Genomic DNA, 19,900 nt, shown 5'->3' with positions numbered 1-19,900 from the left:
GCCTTGCCGGACGACAGGAAAACGATACGTCATGACCAGTGACACGGATCTGAACACAGCAGCCGTCACGCGCACGCGCGAAGTCTTTCAACCGAGTATTTCTCTGTTCGGATTAGATATCGCCGCCGTGCCTTTCGATACCGCCGTCGACGTGCTCTCGCAGGCGAGTACACAACGCGACGGACGCGCTCGCATCGTGGTGACACCGAACGTCGATCACATCGTGCGGCTCGACGTGCTGCCGGAATTCAAGCGCCTGTACGCGACGTCCGACTATCTGTTTGCCGACGGGATGCCGATTATCTGGGCAAGCCGGTTGTTCGGCATGCCGCTACCGGGGCGTGTGACGGGCGCCGATTTGCTGCCCGCACTGTGCGATCGCGCACGGGCCTCTGGTGGCAAGGCCGTCTTCGTCGGCGGCCGCCCGGGACAGGAGGCGCAGATCACCGAAGGGCTGAATCGGCGCTTCCCCGGTTTGGACTTCACCCTGATCGTGCCGTCGATGACGTTCGATCCCACTGGCCCTGAAGGGGACGCCGTGGCACAGCGCGTTCGGGATCTGGACGCCGATCTGATCTTTGTTTGCCTCGGCATGCCCAAGCAGGAGCGCTGGGCGATGGCGAATGCGGCCAATATGCCGGGCGGTTTGATGCTGTGTGTGGGCGCGGCCATCGAGTTCGCCACGGGGATGCAGAATCGCGCGCCGAAGTGGATGCAGCGCACCGGCCTCGAGTGGGTCTACCGCATCATGCAGGACCCGGGCCGCATGTGGCGGCGCTATCTCGTCGACGACCGGCGCTTTATCGGCATCTGCTGGCGGCAATGGCGCAGCATGTCGCGCAATGGCCGGTAAGTTGTCACGTCGGGCTAACGCGCTTACAGCGCGTTATGCCCCGTGATCATGACTGGAATTGTTTTCAGCAGAATCTTGATGTCGAGCCACAGCGACCAGTTGGTGATGTAGTAGCGATCGAATTCGACGCGGCGCTGCATCTTGTCAGGCGTGTCGGTCTCGCCGCGCAGACCGTTGATCTGCGCCCATCCCGTAATGCCGGGCTTCACGCTGTGACGCAGCATGTAGCCCGGAATCAACCGGCGATACACCTCGTTGTGCTCCTCCGCATGCGGACGCGGGCCAACCAGACTCATCGCCCCGCCCAGCACGTCGAAGAGTTGTGGCAGTTCATCGAGCGACGTGCGGCGCAATACCTTGCCAATGGGCGTAATGCGGCTGTCGCCCGCATGGGCCTGACGTAATCCTCCCGTCGCGGCTGCTGCGTCATCGATTTCCTGCTCGACACGCATCGAGCGGAATTTACGCACGATGATCGGTTGGCCGCGCTCGCCATAGCGTCGCTGACGGAACAAGATCGGTCCCGGCGAATCGAGGCGCACGGCGATGGCGACGCCGATCATCACTGGCCAGAGCAGCAACAAAATCAACGAGGCCCCGACGATGTCGATGCCGCGTTTGATCATGCGCAAGACGCCCTGCACGGTGATGTCGTGAAGCGCCAGCAGCGGAACCCCTGCGAGGTCTGTGCCGGTCAGCGGCATGTCGCCCGCAAAGCGGAATTCCGGCAGCAGATAGATCGCCGCCGTCGAATCGTACAAGCGGTGGACGATGTCGTCGGTGAGGTCTTTGTTGTCTTGCTGCCCGATGGCGATGAAGACGATCTCGTAGTCGTTGGCCTGGATGTGCGCGGCGGCTTCGGCATAGGGGCCGAGATAGGGCGGCAGCACCTCGTCGTCTTGCGCCACGACCGGCACGTCGTTGTAGTAGCCGGTGACCTGAATGCCGAGAATCGGCGAGCGGCGCAGGCGCAGGTTCAGTTTGCGCGCCTCCGGGCCGAAGCCGAAAAACGCCGCGCGCCGCTGATTGCCGGGCGCATTGTTGATGCTGTGCGCGGCGCCGCGCAGCGCGGCCAGACCGAGCATCTGCAACGGCAGTGCCAGCAGCGCCCACTCGGCGAGCAATTCGCGCACGTCGGCCAGACGGTCGTAAGTCAAAAACAACAGAACGATCATCGTGACGAGCAAGCGGCACCAGCGCATGGCGCCTCGTCCGAGCATCCAGCGCGCATTGCGGGCGCTCGCCACCAGATGAAAACGGGCAAAGACGATGAAGGCAGCGACGCCCAGTGCACTAACGAGTGTCAGGCCGTATGGAGAATAGGGATTCTGTCCGTTGATGAGCAGGACTGCAAAGAGGGCGCCGGCATTAAGCACTGCACTGATGCCGCCGACCACCGCCATGAGAAGGCGATGGTGGTACGTCGTCTGGGTCGACATGACGGAGATTCGAAGGGGTAACGGTAACTGACGGATTCGACAAAGTTCCGGAACGGCGTGCGGCCCTCCGATGGTCGCGCGTATCTTATCAGGCCAAATAGTTTTTGCGTATGGCGGTTCGACCCTTGATCACCACGCCCTTTTTCGATTGACACGCGCCAAAAAGAAAACGCCCGCCGGGCAAAACCGGCGGGCGTTTTCTGTGGCGCGAGACGTGCTTAGTACGGATACACAGTGTCGTTCGCGACGGCAGCACGTTGGCCTTGCTGCACGCGCAGCGGCGGCGCTTGCGTCACCGTGGCGACGCGGCCATCGTCCAGGCGCACCGTGATGCGATACAGCACGTTCGGTTGACCCATGCTGTTTTCGATACGGTTGCCCGCAATGGCGCCAACCACAGCACCACCGATCGTGGTGGCCGTGCGACCGCGACCGCCGCCCATCGTGTTGCCGAGCAAACCGCCGGCTGCGCCGCCCAGCACCGTACCGAGAATGTTCGGGCTGTTGTTCGCGCCGTTCATTTGCTCGATCGATTCAACGCGGCCATACAACGCTCCCTGCGGTGCGCCTTGCGGCGGTTGCTGGTAGCCCTGCTGGTAACCCTGTTGATAGCCCGGCTGCTGGTAACCCGGTTGCTGATATCCCTGTTGGTAACCACCACCGTATTGCGGGCCCGGTGCGACGCAACCGGCGAGCATGACAGCGGCCAATGCCGCGCTGATTCCCGTAAGTGCTTTGATCTTCATTTTCAGTCGTTCCTCGTGAGCGTGAGGTAAATGCGCCGTCACCATCGAGGTCGATGACTTCGCGCACTTTGTGGCACATGTATTGCGACCACGACGCGGAATGTAGGGTTCCGCAGATATTCCTGCTGTAAGAAACGGTAAGCATTTGTTAATGCCGGACCCCCGTCGAACTGGCCGCTGCTGTTGGGTTTCACGCGGGGGCTGCCGTTTCCGAAGCATTCCTCGATCATATTCTCGCTAGATGAGACGTGGGGTCATGCCCTGTAAATGCTTACAGGGCAGGTGGAATCCACTCGTGCGATGGGTTTTGTTTGGTCGATGACGCTGGTAAGTCATGAAAATGCGCTTGCTAGCGCGGGAATCATCTAAACATATAACCAGAAAGCACTTGGATGTGACGGTACCAAGCGGTAACATCGCGACCTTTCGATCCCCCGCTTTCCCGGTTCAGCCTCATGTCTGTCGACGTTTCCTTGTCTCCTGCCGCGTCTGCACGCGCGGCCTCCGCAGCCGCTGCCGCTGCGCGCACTTCAGGCCCGGCGGTCATTCGTTCGGCGGGCGACGTGGCCCAACTCGTCAACGAGGGCGGCGCGCGGGTTTCCAATGCACGCTGGATCGTGGCCATCGCGCTTGGCGGTGTGTTCCTCGACGCCTACGATCTGGGCGCGCTCGCCTTCGGTTTGAAGGACGTGGCCCGCGAATTCAATCTCACGCCTGCCGGGACCGGCATGGTGGCGTCGGCCATCACATTCGGCGCGATCGTCGGGGCGTTCCTCGGTGGGTACTTCACCGATCGCATCGGCCGCTATCGCGTGTTCATGGCCGACATGCTGTGCTTTGTGATTGCCGCCATCGCCTGTGCGTTCGCCCCGAACGAGTATGTGCTCGCGGGCGCGCGCTTCGTGATGGGGCTGGGCGTAGGGATCGATTTGCCGGTGGCGATGGCGTTCCTCGCCGAGTTCTCGAAGCTCAAGGGGCGCGGCAATAAGGCGGCGCGCGTGGCGATGTGGTGTCCAACGTGGTACGCGGCCATTTGCGCTTCGTATTTGCTGGTGCTGCTCTGCTACTCGGTGCTGCCGTCGTCGCATAGCGCGTTGCTGTGGCGCATTATTCTGGGCTTCGGCGCGATTCCGGCGCTGGCGATCATCGCCGTGCGCAGCAAGTACATGAGCGAGTCGCCGGTGTGGGCGGCGAATCAGGGCGATCTGGAAGGAGCCGCGAAGATTCTGAAGCGGTCGTACGGGATCGATGCCGTGGTGGCGGCCGACGCCGAGCGCGTGCAAGCCAAGCGCCCGGCGGCGTGGAGCAACTATGCGGCACTGCTGCGCGGTGTGTATCTGAAGCGCACGACGCTGGCGACCATCATTTCGGTGGCATCGTCGTTCGCCTACAACGCGGTGGCGTTCGGTTTGCCGGTGATCATTGCGAGCTTTCTCGCGCAGTCGATGCTCACGACCATTCTGATGTCGCTGGCGCTCAATCTGCTGTTCGCGTTCACCGGTGGTTTGCTCGGCGTGCGCCTCGTGCCGAAGTTCGGTGCGTGGAAATTGACGGTCGTCGGTTACGCATTCCAACTGACGGCGCTTATCGGTTTGGCGCTGGTCGGCAAGCCCGCTGGCGGGGTGCAGGTGGCGTGGGCGCTGGGCTTCCTCGCACTGTTCCTGCTGGGGCAGGGGTTCGGTCCCGGCGCGCACACAATGACGTATGCGTCGTTGAGCTATCCGACGTCGTTGCGCGGTGTGGGCGTGGGCTTCAACCAGACGCTGATGCGCGCCAGCTCCACCGTGTCGCTGTTCCTGTTCCCGGTGCTCGCGGCGGCGCTGGCGACCAAGGTGTTCTGGGTGATCGCCATCGCGCCGGCCATCGGTCTGCTCGCGCTGCTGGTGCTTCGCTGGGAACCGTCGAATTACGACGTCGATGCGGAAGATTATTGATTTGCTGGGTTAGCTAGGGCGCGGTGTGCGGCTCGCAAGCGCGGCCCCGCCGCCCATGATGTAGTTCTCGAGTTGGTCGATGGTGAATTGCTGCTCGGAGATGATCGCTTTGACCAAGTCGCCGATCGACAGCAGGCCGACCAGCTCGCCGTCTTTCATGACTGGCAGGTGACGAATGCGGTGCTCGGTCATGAGCGACATGCACTCTTCGTTGGTCTGGTCCGGGCTCACGTAGCGTACGGCAGAAGTCATGACGTCGCGCACGGGGGTGTTGACCGAGGTTCGCCCCATGAGCGCGACCTTTCGCGCGTAATCGCGCTCGGTGAAGATGCCGATGATCGTCCGGTCGTCTTCGCTGACGAGCACCGCGCCGATGCGCGCCTCGGCCATCAACGTCAACGCATCGAGTACCGAATCGGTGGGGCGCACTTTGTACACCGTGTCGGCCGACTTGGACTTCAGGATCTGAGCGACTGTTTTCATGGTCATCCTCCTGCGGGCTACGGGTACTTACAGAATAGTTGAGACCGCGTCGCGCGTCATGCTCGCGTTGTCCCGCAGAAACCCGGGTTGTGACTCGACGCAGCCGAGTGCGCGTCAGGTCCGGAATGATGCAATGCGCCACAAATTGACGACAAAAGCCCCCAAAATGGCACAATCCGGGCAACTTTTTCCCACGGGCGACGTATATAGGCGTATCCTTGCGGGATCGGCGAAAATTCGCCGATCATCGCCTGACGATCGCGAAATGCTTTATCGGCGCCGCTGACAGCCTTGTCCTGCGAGCCGAATCACTCGCTGTGCCGATGACGCAGACCGAACGGTCTCCGCCCTCCCGACACGCACTGCTCGTCATTGCGGCACTGCCGCAATGTGCCTTGCTCCTTCGAACCATCGCCGCGTTTCGGTGCGCCGTCATGACAACATGGCCGGTCCACCGGGTAGGCTCCTTTTGGCGTTCGATGTGTGCCCTGCAACCCACAGGGCGCGGCGACGGTATTGGCGAACGAACCTTCAGTAACACCGGTGCTGCGCTCATCGCGAGCGGCACCCTCAAGAGGACACGATATTGGCCAAGGAAGAACTGATCGAATTCAGCGGACACGTCTCGGATGTATTGCCGGACAATCGCTTTCGCGTCACGCTCGAAAACGGCGTGGAAGTGGTGGCATATGCGAGCGGCCGCATGCAGAAGAATCGCATCCGCATTCTCGCGGGTGACCGTGTGACGCTGGAAATGTCGCCCTACGATTTGAGCAAGGGCCGCATCAACTACCGTCACAAGAATTAAGTCAGCGACTTAAGTCTGGCTCCAGCGCGCCAGACGCTGCCCGTCACGGGCATAGCCATGGCGCGCATAGAAGCGATGCGCGGCGACCCGATGGTCGCTGCTCGTCACTTCGAATTTCTCGCATCCTCGCTCGATAAACCACGCATGTGCGGCCGCCATCAGCGCGTGCCCGATGCCCGAGCCTCTCGCTTTCTCCTCCACCACCAGCGCCGTAATGCGCCCCAGCCGCCCCGCCAGATGAAACATGGTGAGCGCGTGCAACCCCATACATCCCACGATATTGCCGAGCTCGTCGATCGCGACGTACGCCGCGTCATCGCCATTCGCGTTCGATAGGGCGATGTTGCGCCGGACAATCTCGATCGAGGTGTCGTAGCCCAATTGCGCCAACAGCGCGACAATGGGTGGCGCGTCGCCATCGACGGCGCGGCGGGTCAGCGGTGCAGCCATCGCCGGTGTCGGGGAGGTCATGTCAGAGTTGTTCGAACCGGTCGAAGCGGCGGCCCGTGTATTCGACTTCGCTCTCGAACTCAGTGACACGTGCGGCGGGCGGGCCGCGCCGCATCCATTCCAGCATCTTGTCGACCTGTTCGGGCGTGCCTTGCACCATGGCGACGATGTCGCCCTCGGGCAGCGCCTGCACCCAGCCGCGCACGCCGATCAAATGTCCTTCGCGCACGGCCGCATGGCGGTATCCCACGCCCTGGATCTTGCCGCGCAGGCGCACGGCAACGGTTTCAAGCGCGGAGGCGGGATGCAATGACTTCATGGCAGCAAAGACGAATACGGAGAATGAGTGGCTTGAATGGCGTTGGACATTCAAGCCTTACCCGGCATGAGCCGGATGCGTGTGATTTCGGACGGCGCGCCGAAACGCTTGGGCGGCCCCCAGTAACCGGTGCCACGGCTCACATACACCGCCAGACGATCCAGCCGGTGCAGCCCGTGAACGAACGGCTGTTGCAGCGGCACGAAATACATCCATGGCCAGAACTGTCCACCATGTGTGTGACCGGAGAGTTGCAAATCGAATCCGGCTTCCGCCGCCGCCGGGGCGCTGCGCGGCTGGTGAGCCAGCAGTACGCGCGGCACGCCATCCGGCGAGCCGGCAGCGGCCGCTTGCGGATCGCTGCGTTTTTCCTCATCGAAATGATGGGCACCAAAATCGGTCACGCCAGCGACCGTCAGCGCTGCGCCTTCGTGATCGAGCACGACGTGCTGATTTTCGAGCACCGTCAGGCCGAGACGGCGGAGCTCTTCCACCCACGCGGGCGCGCCCGAATAGTACTCGTGATTGCCGGTGCACACGTAGGTGCCGTGGCGCGAGGTCAGACGCCCAAGCGGCGCGATATGGTCGCGCAGGGCCGGTACGCTGCCATCGACCAGATCGCCGGTGATGGCGATGAGGTCGGGCTTCAATTCGTTCGCCGCGTCGACGATGGCCTCGATATAGCGGCGGCGAATCGTCGAACTCACGTGAATATCGCTCAACTGCACGATGGTGAACCCTTTGAGTTCAGGCGGCAGATTGGCAATCGGGATATCCACGTCGACCACGCGCGCAAGCCGTCGCGCGTTGTAGAAACCGAGCACGGTCGCGGCGGCCGTCATGATCAGCACGATCACGGCCGAGCGCGTGACGAGTTGGGCGTCGAGCACGGAGAACGCCATCGCGACGCCCAGCACCACATCGCGCAGCAACGTCAGCACGAAGAGCGACGAGAAGACGCCGACCGCCATCATGCCGGTCCAATTCAGCAGTGTGGCCAGCGGCTCCCGCTGAAGCGCCCGGCTCATCAGCCCGAGCGGAATCAAAATGGTCGAGGCCACGAGCCACAGCGCGCCTGCTACTTTCCAGCCGATGGCCACAGGCAGCGGCGTGAGCAGACGCCAGCCGATATACGCGTGCAGCAGCGCAATGATGGCGAGCATCAGCCAGCGCGGGCGTGCGGGCAACGTACGGCGCGACGACTTGCCGTGGCGGTGCGCCGGGCCGTCGGTGGCCTCTGACGGGGCGCGAGACGCTTGTGAAGTTTGCGACATATCGGTGTCTGTAACGAAATAGGGGGAAGACTACGCCGGCGGGGCCGGATACTTCTTTGCGTTCATGACGAGCTTTTCGGTCACGGCGCGGTTCAAATCCACGCCCAGTACCGACGACAAGCGCACGAGATACATGGCGATGTCAGCCAGTTCCTGCTCCACATGCCGGGCCTCGCTCGATGCCATGACGGCCCCGGCTTCAGCCTCGGTATGCCACTGAAAAATCTCGACCAGTTCTGCCACTTCGACGGACAACGCCATCGCAAGGTTCTTCGGCGTGTGATGCCGGTGCCAATCGCGCGCGTCTGCAAACGCGTGCAGGGCGGCTTCCAGCCCCGCAGTATCGATCAGACGGGCTTCCGGGGAGGGCGACGCTTGGCTCATGGGCGGATGAAAAAAATGACGGAATCGTGAATGCGGGAGGCCGCGAGATTTCGATATTGGGGCGCCAGCACGAAGGTCAATGGGGCTGCCGCAGGAATGACGATGGCGCTTGTCATCGTATGCGCGCCAAAAAAGCCGGGAGGCTGGACGCAATATCGGACGCAGCATCGCGCAATATCGGGGTATGGTAGCGCGTCGGCGTCAGCCGTGCCGCGCACGCCCCGCCGTCGAATTTTCACCAACTCTCACATCGTGGACAGCTTGCCTTCCGTGCCCAGCCAACCGACGCCGCACGCCGATCACACCATGCCCCGCCGCGTTCACCGAGTTACGCTCGCCCCATCCGGCTGGCAGTTCGACGCCCCGGACGACATGCCGTTGCTGCTCGCGGCGCAAGCAGCCGGTATCAAACTGCCAAGCCTGTGCCGCAATGGCACCTGCCGCGCGTGCCTGTGCTGCGTGCAGGCGGCGAGCGAGCCCGCGCCTGCGCCAGTGGCCTATCGCATCGAATGGCCGGGCTTGTCGCGCGACGAAAAGGCCGAGGGCTGGCTGTTGCCTTGCTGCGCTTATGCGCGGGCCGATCTCACCATCGACGCGCCCGACGCCGCGCTTTGTTAAACTTGCCGAGTCTGTTGCTCGCTAAGAGCGGCATAACCGTTTTCAGGATCAGGAAAGCCGAATGGCACAGTACGTATTCAGCATGAACCGCGTGGGCAAGATCGTGCCGCCCAAGCGTCACATCCTCAAAGACATCTCCCTGTCGTTCTTCCCCGGCGCCAAGATCGGCGTGCTGGGTCTGAACGGCTCAGGTAAGTCGACCGTGCTCAAGATCATGGCCGGCGTGGACAAAGAGATCGAGGGTGAAGCCATCCCGATGCCGAACCTGAACATCGGTTATCTGCCGCAAGAGCCGCAGCTCGATCCCGAGCAAACGGTGCGCGAATCGATCGAGAGCGGCATGGGCGAAATTTTCGAGGCACGCACCAAGCTCGAAGAGATTTACGCCGCTTACGCCGAACCGGACGCCGACTTCGACGCGCTGGCCGCCGAGCAAGCCAAGTACGAAGCCATTCTCGCGGCAAGCGACGGCAACAACATCGAGCAAACGCTGGAAGTCGCCGCCGACGCGCTGCGTCTGCCCGCATGGGATGCCAAGATCGGCGTGCTCTCGGGCGGTGAAAAGCGCCGCGTCGCGCTCGCCCGTCTGCTGCTCTCCAAGCCGGACATGCTGCTGCTCGACGAGCCGACCAACCACTTGGACGCCGAATCCGTCGACTGGCTCGAACAGTTCCTCACGCGCTTCCCGGGCACCGTGGTGGCCGTAACCCACGATCGCTACTTCCTCGACAACGCCGCGGAGTGGATTCTCGAACTCGACCGCGGTCACGGCATTCCTTGGAAGGGCAACTACAGCTCGTGGCTCGACCAGAAGGAGCAACGCCTGAAGCAGGAAGAGGCGAGCGAGTCGGCCCGCCAGAAGGCGCTGAAGAAGGAACTGGAGTGGGTGCGCCAGAACCCGAAGGGCCGCCAAGCCAAGTCGAAGGCGCGTCTTGCCCGTTTCGACGAGCTGAATAGCCAGGAATACCAAAAGCGCAACGAAACCCAGGAAATCTTCATCCCGGTGGGTGAGCGTCTGGGTAACGAAGTCGTCGAATTCAAGAACGTGTCGAAGGCCTTCGGCGATCGTCTACTGATCGACGACCTGAGCTTCACCGTGCCGCCGGGCGCCATCGTCGGCATCATCGGCCCGAACGGTGCCGGTAAATCGACGTTCTTCAAGATGCTCACCGGCCGTGAGCAGCCGGATAGCGGCGAGATCAAGGTCGGCCCGACGGTCAAGATGGCTTACGTCGACCAGAGCCGCGACGCGCTCGATGGCACGAAGACCGTGTTCGAAGAAATTTCGGGCGGCGCTGACGTGCTGACCGTGGGCAAGTACGAAACGCCGTCGCGTGCCTACATCGGCCGCTTCAACTTCAAGGGTTCAGACCAGCAAAAGCAGGTGGGTTCGCTCTCCGGCGGTGAACGTGGCCGTTTGCACATGGCCAAGACGCTGATTTCCGGCGGCAATGTGTTGCTGCTCGATGAACCGTCGAACGATCTGGACGTCGAAACCCTGCGTGCACTCGAGGACGCGCTGCTCGAGTTCGCTGGCTGCGTGATGGTGATCTCGCACGATCGCTGGTTCCTCGATCGTATTGCCACCCATATTCTGGCTTTCGAAGGCGACTCGCACGTCGAGTTCTTCCCGGGCAACTATCAGGAGTATGAGGCGGACAAGAAGAAACGCCTCGGCGAGGAGGCAGCTAAACCGAAGCGAATCCGCTACAAGCCGATCGCGCGGTAATGCAGGAAAAGGCGCCGCAAGGCGCCTTTTCTGTTTGAACGGACCGATGACGTATTGACGCAAGTATCCGACGTGCCGTGCGCTGCGTCGCACAGCCCGCCCTTTTGACGAATCAGGAGTGTGCAAATGAGCCAGTCAGTGAATCAGTTGAACGGAAAAGTCGCCGTAGTCACGGGAGCTGCCAGTGGTATTGGCAAGGAAATCGCGTTGACGCTGGCCAAAGCGGGCGCCGCGATTGCGATTGCCGACTTGAACCAGCAGGGCGCCGATGCCGTGGCTGAAGAAATCAAAGCGGCAGGCGGGCGCGCGATGGGCGTGGCCATGGACGTGACCAACGAGGAGGCGGTCAATAGCGGCATCGACAAGGTGGCGCAGGCCTTCGGCTCCATCGATATCCTGATCTCCAACGCCGGCATTCAGATCGTCAATCCGATCGAGAACTACGCGTTCTCCGACTGGAAGAAGATGCAGGCAATTCACGTCGACGGCGCGTTCCTCACGACCAAGGCGGCGCTCAAGCACATGTACAAGGACGATCGCGGCGGCATCGTGATCTACATGGGCTCGGTGCACTCGCATGAGGCTTCTCCGCTCAAGTCGGCCTACGTGGCCGCCAAACACGCGCTGTTGGGTCTGGCCCGCGTGCTCGCCAAGGAAGGCGCGAAGCACAACGTGCGCTCGCATGTGATTTGCCCGGGCTTCGTGCGCACGCCGCTCGTCGACAAGCAGATTCCCGAGCAGGCGAAAGAGCTGGGCATCTCGGAAGACGAAGTCATCAAGAAGGTGATGCTCGGCGGCACCGTCGATGGCGTCTTTACGACGGTGGACGACGTCGCACAAACGGCGCTTTTCCTCGCCACGTTCCCGACGGCGGCCTTCACGGGCCAGTCGTTCGTCGTGAGCCACGGCTGGTTTATGCAGTAAGCACTCGGCAGTAAGCACTCGGCAGTTAGCCGGTGATCGGCACGCGCGGATCACCGGCGCATTGCATCACGCGACAGCTTCAGGAGAACGGTCATGACGGCCAACCCGCCCAAGGTACCCAAACGCGCTATCGATCTGCCGCCGTACGAGACGGTTGCGCTTGTTTTGCAGGGCGGCGGCGCGCTCGGGGCGTATCAGGCCGGGGTGTACGCCGGGCTTCACGAGGCGGGCATCGCGCCGAACTGGATCGCAGGAATCTCCATCGGCGCATTGAATACGGCCGTCATTGCGGGCAATCCGCCCGAGAAGCGCGTGGCGCAACTCGAAGCCTTTTGGCGCACGATCTGCGAGCCGGCCGTGTTCCCGCCGCTGCCCGCACCGTTCGAAGCTGCCATTCTCAATGGCCCCGAATCGGGACGCGTCGCCTACAGCGCATGGCAAGCGTGGCGCGCGATGGTTGAAGGGCAAAAGGGCTTCTTCACGCCGCGTTGGCCGCAGCCGTTGCCCACGGCCATGGGCGACCCGGCGCATGCGAGCTATTACGACACCACGGCATTGCGCGGCACGCTGGAGCGCTTCGTGGACTTCGACCGCATCAATTCGCGCGAGACGCGCGTCTCGGTCGGCGCGGTCAACGTGCACACGGGCAATTTCGTCTACTTCGACAACACGCGCGAAGTGCTGCGTCCCGAGCACTTTATGGCGTCGGGGGCGTTGCCGCCGGGTTTTCCGGCTGTCGAAATCGACGGGCAGTATTTCTGGGATGGCGGACTGGTGTCGAACACCCCGCTATCCGAAGTGCTTGGCACGTCGCCGCGTCGTGACACGCTCGCCTTTCAGGTGGATTTGTGGAGCGCCCGCGGGCCGCTGCCCGACAATCTGAACGACGTCGCCGACCGCCAGAAAGACATCCAGTATTCGAGCCGCACGCGCTTTGTCACCGACAACCTGCAACGTGCGCAGCACTACCGCCGCGTACTGCGTGAAGTGCTTGAGCGCGTCCCGGCCGAGGTGCGTGCGCGCGACCCGTGGTGCCACGCCGCGCAGGAAATCGCGTGCAGCAAGCGGTACAACGTCGTGCAACTGATCTACCGCAACAAGGAGTACGAGGGGCACTACAAGGACTACCAGTTCGGCTTGTCCACGATGCTCGATCACTGGACGAGCGGGCTGGACGACATGCGCCGCACGCTCGCGCATCCCGAATGGCTTGCCATGCCCAACGACGCCTCCGGTTTTATTACTCACGACGTCCACCGTCACGAAGTCATCTGACGCGGCGGGCGTCTTTCTACGGATTTGCCACTTGTCCCTGCCTGACCTGTTTGCCCCTTACTCGGCGACCATCGCCGAGGTCCTGACGCATTACGACGGCGGCCACGCGACCGACGATGGCGCGCACGATGTCTCGCATCTGTCGCGTGTCTGGTGTCTTGCCAAGGAGATTGCTGCGAGCGTGCCGGGCGTCGATGAAGAAGCGCTGGCCGTGGCGACCTTGCTTCACGATTGCGTGAGTGTGGAGAAGAACTCGCCCGACCGTGCGCGGGCTTCGACGCTCGCAGCGAACGTCGCGCGAGACCTGCTCACCCGCATGGAATGGCCCGAGGCCCGCATCGAAGTCGTAGCGCACGCCATCGCGGCGCATAGCTTTTCGGCAGGCATCACGCCGATGACGGACGAGGCCAAGATTCTGCGCGATGCCGACCGGCTCGACGCGCTGGGCGCGCTCGGTATCGCGCGTGTGTTTTATGTGGCCGGGCGCTTGGGCAGCCGTCTGTACGACCCGGCCGATCCGTTCGCGCAGCACCGTGAATTGGATGACGCGACCTACGCCATCGATCACTTCGAACGCAAATTGCTGCATCTCACCGACGGATTGAGTACGCCGACGGGGCAGCGCATCGGGCGTGAACGCACCGATGTCATGCGCCGCTTTCTGGCGCAGGTGCGCCGCGAACTGGGCCTGCACTAACGCGGCACCAACGGACAATCACAGGGAGATTCGCCGAGCGCCTACCGTCTCGCGAACTACCCCTGCGGCGTGCCCCCCGACACGCCGCAGGGCCCTGCGTCGAACCCACTTTTACAGCGCGAGCGCCGTCTCCAACCGCAATTTGAGCGGTTGCAGGTCCAGCAGCATGGCCGTGCGCGCGACGCCATCCGATGTCGGCAATTCCACCGCATCACGCATGTCGTTGCGCATCTCGTGTGTAGCGCGCCCCAGCAGCATCGCGGGCACCGGCAACTTGTCGGCTTCGTCCAGCGTCACGATGTTTTCGATGGCGTCCACCAGCAGCCCGAATTTGTCTTTGCCGTGCTCGATCACCAGAATCTTGCGCGCCTGCGTATCGTCTTGCGCGGGCATGCCGTAGAGCGCCCGCAGATCGACGATCGTCACCAATTCGCGCCGAAGATTGAGCATGCCGCGCACAAACGCCGGGGCCCCCGGCGCGGGGATGACGTCAGGCGAGTCGTGAATGATTTCGCGCAACTGATCGAGCCGTACGGCCAGCATGTGCTGCAAGCGGAACGACACGTACGCGTGTCGCGTACCGCGCGAGGACTTGTTCGCACCGAAGCTGGCCGTCGCGCTGCTTTTGCCGAGCGCGGCACCGTCGCCTTCACGGTACAAGTCGCGGTGCCCGCGGGTGAGTTCGAGCACCTGCGCATGCGTAAAGAGCTCGTCGGCATTGAGCAGCACGATGTCGTCGGCATCGTCGCGCGTGATGCAGCCAGCGAAGAGTTGCGCGTGCGACGTGCTGAACGACGGCATCGCCAGCAGCTCGTCGGCGTAGTACGTCACGATGCTGTCCACCGCGTCGACGAGCAGGCCGAAGTGCACGTCTTCCTGTTTCACGATCAGAATGCGGCGCGGGTCGGCGGCGGTGCCCGCCACGTCGGCGTCGGGGCGGCAGGCGTGCAAGCCGAGAAAGTGCGCGAAGTCGATGACAGGCACCACGGTGCCACGCAGGTTGAGCATGCCGACGCAGAACACGCTCGCCAGCGCCGAATTCTGCAACTCTGGAATGCGGATGATTTCGCGAATGGCGCTCATCGGCAGCGCGAGTCGCGAGTGCTCTACGGTGAACGAAACGCATTGCAAGCGCTGGCGTTGCTGGCGGCGCTGGGGCGCGTTCAACGACTGCCGCGCGAGCAACTGCGGCATGTTTTCGATATGGACGAGCGCGCCCGGCGCGAGAATTTGCAGAATGCGGTCGCCCCCATCGAGCTTGATCGCTCCCGAGACCACTGGGGGCGCGGTGTGCCCCGCATCGTATTCGAAGCCGGTGCGTTGCGAAGCCCGCACGCGCAGAATCTCGCCGGTGGTGTCGAACAGCAGTCCCACGCGCACCCCGTCGACGTCGACGATAGCGATCTTCTCGCTCGCATGGGCGAGTCCGGCGACGGCACCTGACTCGGCTCCGGAAGTCATCGCCAGCAACGGCTTCAGATCGACAATCGGAATCAGCGTGCCGCGCAAGTTGAACAGCCCGAGCAGAAACGGGGGCGAGAGCGGCACCGGCGTGATGCGCGACGGGTAGTTCACCACCTCCTGCAACGCGGCGATCGGCAGCGCAAACTCCACGTCGCCTAGATGAAACGAGCCGAAGACTTCGACATCGTCGGCACTCGCTGCGCGCCGAGCGACTGGCGGGCTAGCGAGCGCTGGCGGTGCCACCGACGTCTCACTTGGCGCACTTAGCAGTGCCGTATCGACGAGCGCCGCATCGATTGCCTCCGTGTCGACGGATGGCACGGTGCTCTCGGGTTCGATCGGTGCAGTCTTTGCGACCTGCGTCGATACCACGTGCCCAGTGCCATAGCCATACGCGCTTCGCCCGGCATAGTTCTGAAGCGGCGACATCGTCGGCGGCAGCACGGTCGTACCGGCCAGCGCGTCGCGATGGAGAAACGGAAAACCGGGTGTGCGTGCGTTCATGTTCCACGTCCCACGAGTCGGAGCGCCGGGCGGCGCGGTACCTCGGTGGCACCGTTCGAACCGATCACGCGCACGAAAAAGGCGTGACGGGCGCAATCGACGATGATTTGCCGTCCCACTTCGCCGCCCACTTCCACGTGCACGATCGGAATGCCGGTCTCGGCGATGAGCGCCTGTGCCATCTTGGCGTTAGCCACGCCGATCAGCCCATGCCGGGCGGGCGGCTGGTGCGGCATCATGTTGCCGCCCCCCGCGATGACGGCTTCGATTTCACTGCGCCGCGCACCTTCCGCTTTCATCAGGGCGAGCAGCGACGGGACGGCTTGCGTCACATATTTCGCCCCAATCGCGAGCGTCGGTGCGGGGGCTTCGGGCAACAGACAGTGCGCGAGGCCGTACAAACCACGCGAGCGCCACATCAGTGCGATGCCGACACACGAGCCGAGCGTCGCACGCAGCACATCTTCGCCACGTCCAATACGCACTTCGCCCATCAACACCTGAATGTCATGCGATGACCCCATTCGGCGCTCCCTGATTTCGGTAAATGAGCGGCTGTTCGAACCGGTAGCCGGTCGACAGGCGCGAGAGCGATTCCGACTCGCCCACGATGAGTACGCCTTCGGACGTGAGCGTGTGGCGCACGTTCTCTAGTACCCGCTCCTGATCGGGGGCTTCGAAGTAGATCAGCACGTTGCGCAACATGATCAGATCGAACGCCTCGCGGCGCGCCATGCGCTGATACAGGTTGTGCTCGGCAAACGTGATGTGGGTGCGCAGTTCGGGCACGACCGTGTGTCCGCCCACGCTGGGCCGGAAGTACTTTGCCAGCAGGCCGGGGCGCTGCTGCTTCAGGCCGTCGATGCTGCGGCCGCCGTAGTTGCCCGCCATCGCCACCGCCAGCACTTGGCTCGAGATGTCGGTCGCGTGAATCTGATACTGGAAGTCCGGATGCCGCACGCGGAATTCCTCGCAGATCATCGCCGCCGAATACGCTTCTTCGCCGCTGGAGGCGGCCGCCGACCACATACGGAACGGGCGGCCATGCTTCGCTTCCTGCCAGCGCGGCAAAAAGTGCTGTGCGAAGTAATCCCACACGCGCGGTGTGCGGAAAAACGTGGTCTCGTTGGTCGTGACCAGATTCACGAAGTTACGCACTTCGTCGGGCGTGTTCTCCAGCAGCGCCAGATAGTCGCGATAGCAACGCAATGACAATGTGCGCAGGCGCGGGCGCAACCGGCCTTGCAACATCGTCCATTTCTTTTCGTTCATCGAGATGCCGGTGTGCCGGTGCACGGCGCGCAACAGTGCGAGCTGAGTACTGGGGTCGGCGTCGGCTTCGATTTCCATGTCGGGCTCTCCGGAAGTACGGACGCGTCAGTCGTGACAGATCGAAGGGAACGTCAGTCTGGCTTCAGACCTTGAAGCGCGACACGGTTTGGTCGAGTGCCTCGGCCTCCTGGGTGAGCCCGGACGTGGCTTGCGCGATGGTCTCGCACGCGCCCGCCGACTTCTCGGTCTCTTCGGCCACGTGCTGAATCGCCAAACTCACTTCGCGTGCGGCCACCAGTTGTTCTTCCGCGGCGCACGAGATTTCGGAGATCGCCTGCGTCGTGCGCGACACGCCGCCGACGATCTTCTCGAAGGCATCGCCCGCCAGCTTCGACACTTCGCTGCCTTGTGCCACGCGCTTGGTCGACTCGTTGATGAGCTTCGAGATTTCCTTGGTGGCCTGCGACGAGCGCTCGGCAAGCTTGCGCACTTCGTCTGCCACCACCGAGAAGCCCAGGCCATGCTCACCGGCGCGTGCCGCTTCGATGGCGGCGTTGAACGCCAGCAAGTTGGTTTGACCGGCGATTTCGCCAATCACCTTGACGATTTCGCTGATGTCTTCCGACGACTTATTGATCAATTCCATCGCTTCGACAGAGCGGGCGATGGCACGCGCGCCGGTCTCGGCTTCCTGCTGCGTGGCCTTGGCGAGCTGGTCGGCGCCCTTGGTGTTGTCGGCAATCGAGTTGATCGATGCGGTCAGTTCTTCGATAGACGCGTTCATTTCCTCGACCGTCGCGCCCAGAGCCTGTGCTCCGGTAGCCACAGTGTTGGCACGCTCGGCGATGTCGCGCGAGGCGCCCGAGAACTCGCCAGCGGAATTCACCACCTTGCCGATCACGCCGCGCAGGTCGTCCATCATGTGACGGATGCCTTCGGCTAACTGATCGATCGGGTCGGTGCCGCTCACGGGGATGTCACCGGTCAGATCGCCCGCGGCCGCGCGATTCACGGTGTTCAGCAGGGCGGCAACCTTGCGTTGGTCTTCTTCGGCGCGGCGTTTCACGCTGGCTTCGAGTTCGACCTGTTGCGTAATGTCGGTCGCGAACTTCACCACCTTGTAGGGGCGGCCGTTCATGTCGAGGATCGGGTTGTAGGTCGCCTGAATCCAGACTTCGCGCCCGCCGCGTCCGATCCGCTTGTAGCGGCCCGAATCGAATTCGCCACGATTGAGCTTGGCCCAGAATTCGCGATAGACGTCGGACGCCGCATAGTCGGGCTCGCAAAACATGCGGTGATGCTTGCCCTTGATGTCGTCGAACGAATAGCCCAGCGTCTTGAGGAAGTTGTCGTTGGCCTTGGTGACGGTGCCGTCGAGATTGAACTCGATGACCGCCTGCGCCAGATCCATCGCCCGCACTTTGCTCTCGAACTCCGCCTGGCGGGCGCGCTCGGCAGTGACGTCGGTGGCGAACTTGATCACCTTGTACGGCACGCCGTTGGCATCGAACACCGGGTTATACGAGGCGCGAATCCACACGTCTCGGCCGCCCTTGGCGACGCGCTTGTACTCGCCCGAGTCGAATTCGCCGCGGCCGAGCTTCGCCCAGAAATCGCGATAGGCCTGCGAAGCGGCGTAGTCGGGCTCGCAGAACATGCGATGGTGCTGCCCCTGAATTTCGTCGAGCCGGTAACCGAGCGTCTGCAAGAAATTGTCGTTTGCATGCATGACGCGGCCCTGCAAATCGAACTCGATGACCGCCTGTACGCGGTTGAGTGCGGCGCTGATGGCCTGTAGTTCCTGCTGTTCCATTTGGAATTCAGGCGTGGCGATTTCCATGACCTTCTCCCTGATACGCTTGCCCCGGCGCGTGTCGTGCGGCCGTCACGAAAAGGATTTTTTGCGTCGCCCAGGAGTTGACGCGCACTCCTCTATAGACGCGATTACGACAGTTGGAAAGTCAACTTGAGATTAGTGGCTACCCGCATGTTGTTTTTGCCGCGAAAGGCCAAAACACCCGGAAAGCCGCGCCGAATAAAGATTTAAAGATAAATGAAACAGGCGCGATGTCGACGCTGTTATAGCGTCAATACATTTCAAACGCTCAGATGAATTGGCAATACGAGGGGATTTGCACGCGAACGGTGCAGAAGAAATGACGCTGAGGCGTGTCGGAAAAAAGACCTCCTCCCACGTCAGTCGCGGGAGGAGGCTGACATCAATGCCGCGCTCTTCGGGGCAATTGAGAGTGCGGCATCTAAGACTATGCAAGCCTTGTGCCAGTCGTCGTGGAAATCGCAAACCCGCGTCGTTATTGGGTTTCCGGATAGGTGGGTGTGAGCGGTTGCTGGCGTGTTACGGCGTTGTTCCGCCGCATGTTACGTAACAAAGTGCGACACTTTGCCCGTTTGGCAACCTTCGCTTACACGGCTTACAGACGCGTGATGGGCTTCGGATCAGGCCAAAGATATAAAGGAATCGAACGGACTCGCGCTCCCGCAGGTTCCTTTTCATCTGGAGTCAGATCATGAAGTTGCTCGTTGCTGCATTGCTTGCCGTCACGCTCGCCGGATGCGTCGTGGTTCCGGCTCGGCCGTATTACGGGGGTTATTACGGACACCCGTGCTGCTATCGCTATTGATTTACCTGATGAAATGATTCGGTCAGACCATCGTAATTCTACGTAAGAAAACGCTAAAAACTCGTGTTGCCAAGTGAGGCAATTA

General features: G+C 62.4%; 19 protein-coding genes. 8 read left to right on the top strand and 11 right to left on the bottom strand.

Going from position 1 to position 19,900, the window contains the following annotated elements; translation table 11 throughout:
- The first annotated feature begins 31 nt into the window (after nt 1-31).
- Nucleotides 32-853: a WecB/TagA/CpsF family glycosyltransferase gene (locus PPN31114_RS25110; RefSeq protein WP_150682258.1), complete on the top strand. Its 822-nt coding sequence runs from the start codon at nt 32-34 to the stop codon at nt 851-853.
- Between the two features lie 23 nt (nt 854-876).
- On the opposite strand, the gene PPN31114_RS25105 is transcribed toward PPN31114_RS25110, so the two are convergent.
- Nucleotides 877-2,292, bottom strand: a complete 1,416-nt coding sequence (locus tag PPN31114_RS25105) for an undecaprenyl-phosphate glucose phosphotransferase (RefSeq protein WP_246182743.1) — start codon at nt 2,290-2,292, stop codon at nt 877-879.
- A gap of 218 nt (nt 2,293-2,510) precedes the next feature.
- The gene (locus PPN31114_RS25100) at nt 2,511-3,038 is read right to left on the bottom strand and encodes an outer membrane lipoprotein (protein ID WP_150682257.1); all 528 of its coding nucleotides are present in this window, start codon (nt 3,036-3,038) and stop codon (nt 2,511-2,513) included.
- A gap of 455 nt (nt 3,039-3,493) precedes the next feature.
- On the opposite strand from PPN31114_RS25100, the gene PPN31114_RS25095 reads away from it, so the two are divergent.
- Nucleotides 3,494-4,972 (top strand): MFS transporter, encoded by a 1,479-nt coding sequence (locus tag PPN31114_RS25095; RefSeq protein WP_150682256.1) that lies wholly within the window; start codon nt 3,494-3,496, stop codon nt 4,970-4,972.
- A 9-nt stretch (nt 4,973-4,981) separates the two neighbouring features.
- Here PPN31114_RS25095 and PPN31114_RS25090 read toward each other — a convergent pair whose 3' ends face one another.
- Nucleotides 4,982-5,455 (bottom strand): CBS domain-containing protein, encoded by a 474-nt coding sequence (locus PPN31114_RS25090; protein ID WP_150682255.1) that lies wholly within the window; start codon nt 5,453-5,455, stop codon nt 4,982-4,984.
- A gap of 586 nt (nt 5,456-6,041) precedes the next feature.
- Here PPN31114_RS25090 and infA point away from each other — a divergent pair.
- Nucleotides 6,042-6,263, top strand: coding sequence for a translation initiation factor IF-1 (infA, locus tag PPN31114_RS25085; protein WP_039393473.1), 222 nt, complete (start codon nt 6,042-6,044; stop codon nt 6,261-6,263).
- A gap of 9 nt (nt 6,264-6,272) precedes the next feature.
- Here the strand turns inward: infA and PPN31114_RS25080 are convergent, their stop codons facing one another.
- The 4 genes from PPN31114_RS25080 to PPN31114_RS25065 all read right to left on the bottom strand — a co-directional run bounded on the left by PPN31114_RS25080 (nt 6,273) and on the right by PPN31114_RS25065 (nt 8,690).
- The gene (locus tag PPN31114_RS25080; RefSeq protein ID WP_150682254.1) at nt 6,273-6,734 is read right to left on the bottom strand and encodes a GNAT family N-acetyltransferase; all 462 of its coding nucleotides are present in this window, start codon (nt 6,732-6,734) and stop codon (nt 6,273-6,275) included.
- 1 nt (nt 6,735) lies between these two features.
- Entirely contained in the window at nt 6,736-7,032 is a 297-nt protein-coding gene (locus PPN31114_RS25075) for an acylphosphatase (protein WP_150682253.1), read from the bottom strand.
- A 50-nt stretch (nt 7,033-7,082) separates the two neighbouring features.
- Nucleotides 7,083-8,195 carry a metallophosphoesterase gene (locus PPN31114_RS25070; RefSeq protein ID WP_150682374.1) on the bottom strand — a complete coding sequence of 371 codons (1,113 nt, stop codon included), beginning with the start codon at nt 8,193-8,195 and terminating at the stop codon, nt 7,083-7,085.
- A gap of 141 nt (nt 8,196-8,336) precedes the next feature.
- Nucleotides 8,337-8,690 (bottom strand): nucleotide pyrophosphohydrolase, encoded by a 354-nt coding sequence (locus tag PPN31114_RS25065; RefSeq protein WP_150682252.1) that lies wholly within the window; start codon nt 8,688-8,690, stop codon nt 8,337-8,339.
- Between the two features lie 306 nt (nt 8,691-8,996).
- On the opposite strand from PPN31114_RS25065, the gene PPN31114_RS25060 reads away from it, so the two are divergent.
- The 5 genes from PPN31114_RS25060 to PPN31114_RS25040 all read left to right on the top strand — a co-directional run bounded on the left by PPN31114_RS25060 (nt 8,997) and on the right by PPN31114_RS25040 (nt 13,933).
- A complete protein-coding gene (locus PPN31114_RS25060) occupies nt 8,997-9,308 on the top strand; it encodes a 2Fe-2S iron-sulfur cluster-binding protein (protein WP_150682251.1) in 312 nt (103 codons plus the stop codon).
- Between the two features lie 61 nt (nt 9,309-9,369).
- The gene (gene ettA, locus PPN31114_RS25055) at nt 9,370-11,037 is read left to right on the top strand and encodes an energy-dependent translational throttle protein EttA (protein ID WP_150682250.1); all 1,668 of its coding nucleotides are present in this window, start codon (nt 9,370-9,372) and stop codon (nt 11,035-11,037) included.
- Nucleotides 11,038-11,163: 126 nt separating this feature from the next.
- Nucleotides 11,164-11,961 carry a 3-hydroxybutyrate dehydrogenase gene (locus tag PPN31114_RS25050; RefSeq protein ID WP_150682249.1) on the top strand — a complete coding sequence of 266 codons (798 nt, stop codon included), beginning with the start codon at nt 11,164-11,166 and terminating at the stop codon, nt 11,959-11,961.
- A gap of 93 nt (nt 11,962-12,054) precedes the next feature.
- Nucleotides 12,055-13,236 carry a patatin-like phospholipase family protein gene (locus PPN31114_RS25045; RefSeq protein WP_150682248.1) on the top strand — a complete coding sequence of 394 codons (1,182 nt, stop codon included), beginning with the start codon at nt 12,055-12,057 and terminating at the stop codon, nt 13,234-13,236.
- Nucleotides 13,237-13,267: 31 nt separating this feature from the next.
- Nucleotides 13,268-13,933 (top strand): HD domain-containing protein, encoded by a 666-nt coding sequence (locus PPN31114_RS25040; RefSeq protein ID WP_150682247.1) that lies wholly within the window; start codon nt 13,268-13,270, stop codon nt 13,931-13,933.
- 111 nt (nt 13,934-14,044) lie between these two features.
- Here the strand turns inward: PPN31114_RS25040 and PPN31114_RS25035 are convergent, their stop codons facing one another.
- The 4 genes from PPN31114_RS25035 to PPN31114_RS25020 all read right to left on the bottom strand — a co-directional run bounded on the left by PPN31114_RS25035 (nt 14,045) and on the right by PPN31114_RS25020 (nt 19,013).
- Nucleotides 14,045-15,901, bottom strand: coding sequence for a chemotaxis protein CheW (locus PPN31114_RS25035; protein WP_150682246.1), 1,857 nt, complete (start codon nt 15,899-15,901; stop codon nt 14,045-14,047).
- Nucleotides 15,898-16,425 (bottom strand): chemotaxis protein CheD, encoded by a 528-nt coding sequence (locus PPN31114_RS25030; protein WP_150682245.1) that lies wholly within the window; start codon nt 16,423-16,425, stop codon nt 15,898-15,900. The genes PPN31114_RS25035 and PPN31114_RS25030 overlap by 4 nt, the downstream gene beginning before the upstream one ends.
- Nucleotides 16,409-17,251 carry a CheR family methyltransferase gene (locus PPN31114_RS25025; protein WP_150682244.1) on the bottom strand — a complete coding sequence of 281 codons (843 nt, stop codon included), beginning with the start codon at nt 17,249-17,251 and terminating at the stop codon, nt 16,409-16,411. Before PPN31114_RS25025 ends, PPN31114_RS25030 begins: the two co-directional genes overlap by 17 nt.
- A 64-nt stretch (nt 17,252-17,315) precedes the next feature.
- On the bottom strand, nt 17,316-19,013 hold the full coding sequence (locus tag PPN31114_RS25020; RefSeq protein WP_150682243.1) for a methyl-accepting chemotaxis protein: 1,698 nt from the start codon (nt 19,011-19,013) through the stop codon (nt 17,316-17,318).
- Nucleotides 19,014-19,900 lie beyond the last annotated feature (887 nt).

Origin of the sequence: Pandoraea pneumonica, from assembly GCF_902459645.1 — a bacterium.
Taxonomy (GTDB): domain Bacteria; phylum Pseudomonadota; class Gammaproteobacteria; order Burkholderiales; family Burkholderiaceae; genus Pandoraea; species Pandoraea pneumonica.
The sequence above is the reverse complement of the archived record's forward strand: the minus strand, read 5'-3'. Positions and strand labels throughout refer to the sequence as shown.

Coding starts and splice junctions, on each gene's coding strand:
- PPN31114_RS25105 (WP_246182743.1), bottom strand. CDS start 2,292: ATGTCGACCCAGACGACGTACCACCATCGCCTTCTCATGGCGGTGGTC.
- PPN31114_RS25035 (WP_150682246.1), bottom strand. CDS start 15,901: ATGAACGCACGCACACCCGGTTTTCCGTTTCTCCATCGCGACGCGCTG.
- PPN31114_RS25050 (WP_150682249.1), top strand. CDS start 11,164: ATGAGCCAGTCAGTGAATCAGTTGAACGGAAAAGTCGCCGTAGTCACG.
- PPN31114_RS25025 (WP_150682244.1), bottom strand. CDS start 17,251: ATGGAAATCGAAGCCGACGCCGACCCCAGTACTCAGCTCGCACTGTTG.
- PPN31114_RS25095 (WP_150682256.1), top strand. CDS start 3,494: ATGTCTGTCGACGTTTCCTTGTCTCCTGCCGCGTCTGCACGCGCGGCC.
- ettA (WP_150682250.1), top strand. CDS start 9,370: ATGGCACAGTACGTATTCAGCATGAACCGCGTGGGCAAGATCGTGCCG.
- PPN31114_RS25100 (WP_150682257.1), bottom strand. CDS start 3,038: ATGAAGATCAAAGCACTTACGGGAATCAGCGCGGCATTGGCCGCTGTC.
- PPN31114_RS25060 (WP_150682251.1), top strand. CDS start 8,997: ATGCCCCGCCGCGTTCACCGAGTTACGCTCGCCCCATCCGGCTGGCAG.
- PPN31114_RS25045 (WP_150682248.1), top strand. CDS start 12,055: ATGACGGCCAACCCGCCCAAGGTACCCAAACGCGCTATCGATCTGCCG.
- PPN31114_RS25090 (WP_150682255.1), bottom strand. CDS start 5,455: ATGAAAACAGTCGCTCAGATCCTGAAGTCCAAGTCGGCCGACACGGTG.
- PPN31114_RS25030 (WP_150682245.1), bottom strand. CDS start 16,425: ATGGGGTCATCGCATGACATTCAGGTGTTGATGGGCGAAGTGCGTATT.
- PPN31114_RS25080 (WP_150682254.1), bottom strand. CDS start 6,734: ATGACCTCCCCGACACCGGCGATGGCTGCACCGCTGACCCGCCGCGCC.
- PPN31114_RS25070 (WP_150682374.1), bottom strand. CDS start 8,195: ATGCTCGCCATCATTGCGCTGCTGCACGCGTATATCGGCTGGCGTCTG.
- PPN31114_RS25065 (WP_150682252.1), bottom strand. CDS start 8,690: ATGAGCCAAGCGTCGCCCTCCCCGGAAGCCCGTCTGATCGATACTGCG.
- PPN31114_RS25075 (WP_150682253.1), bottom strand. CDS start 7,032: ATGAAGTCATTGCATCCCGCCTCCGCGCTTGAAACCGTTGCCGTGCGC.
- PPN31114_RS25020 (WP_150682243.1), bottom strand. CDS start 19,013: ATGGAAATCGCCACGCCTGAATTCCAAATGGAACAGCAGGAACTACAG.
- PPN31114_RS25110 (WP_150682258.1), top strand. CDS start 32: ATGACCAGTGACACGGATCTGAACACAGCAGCCGTCACGCGCACGCGC.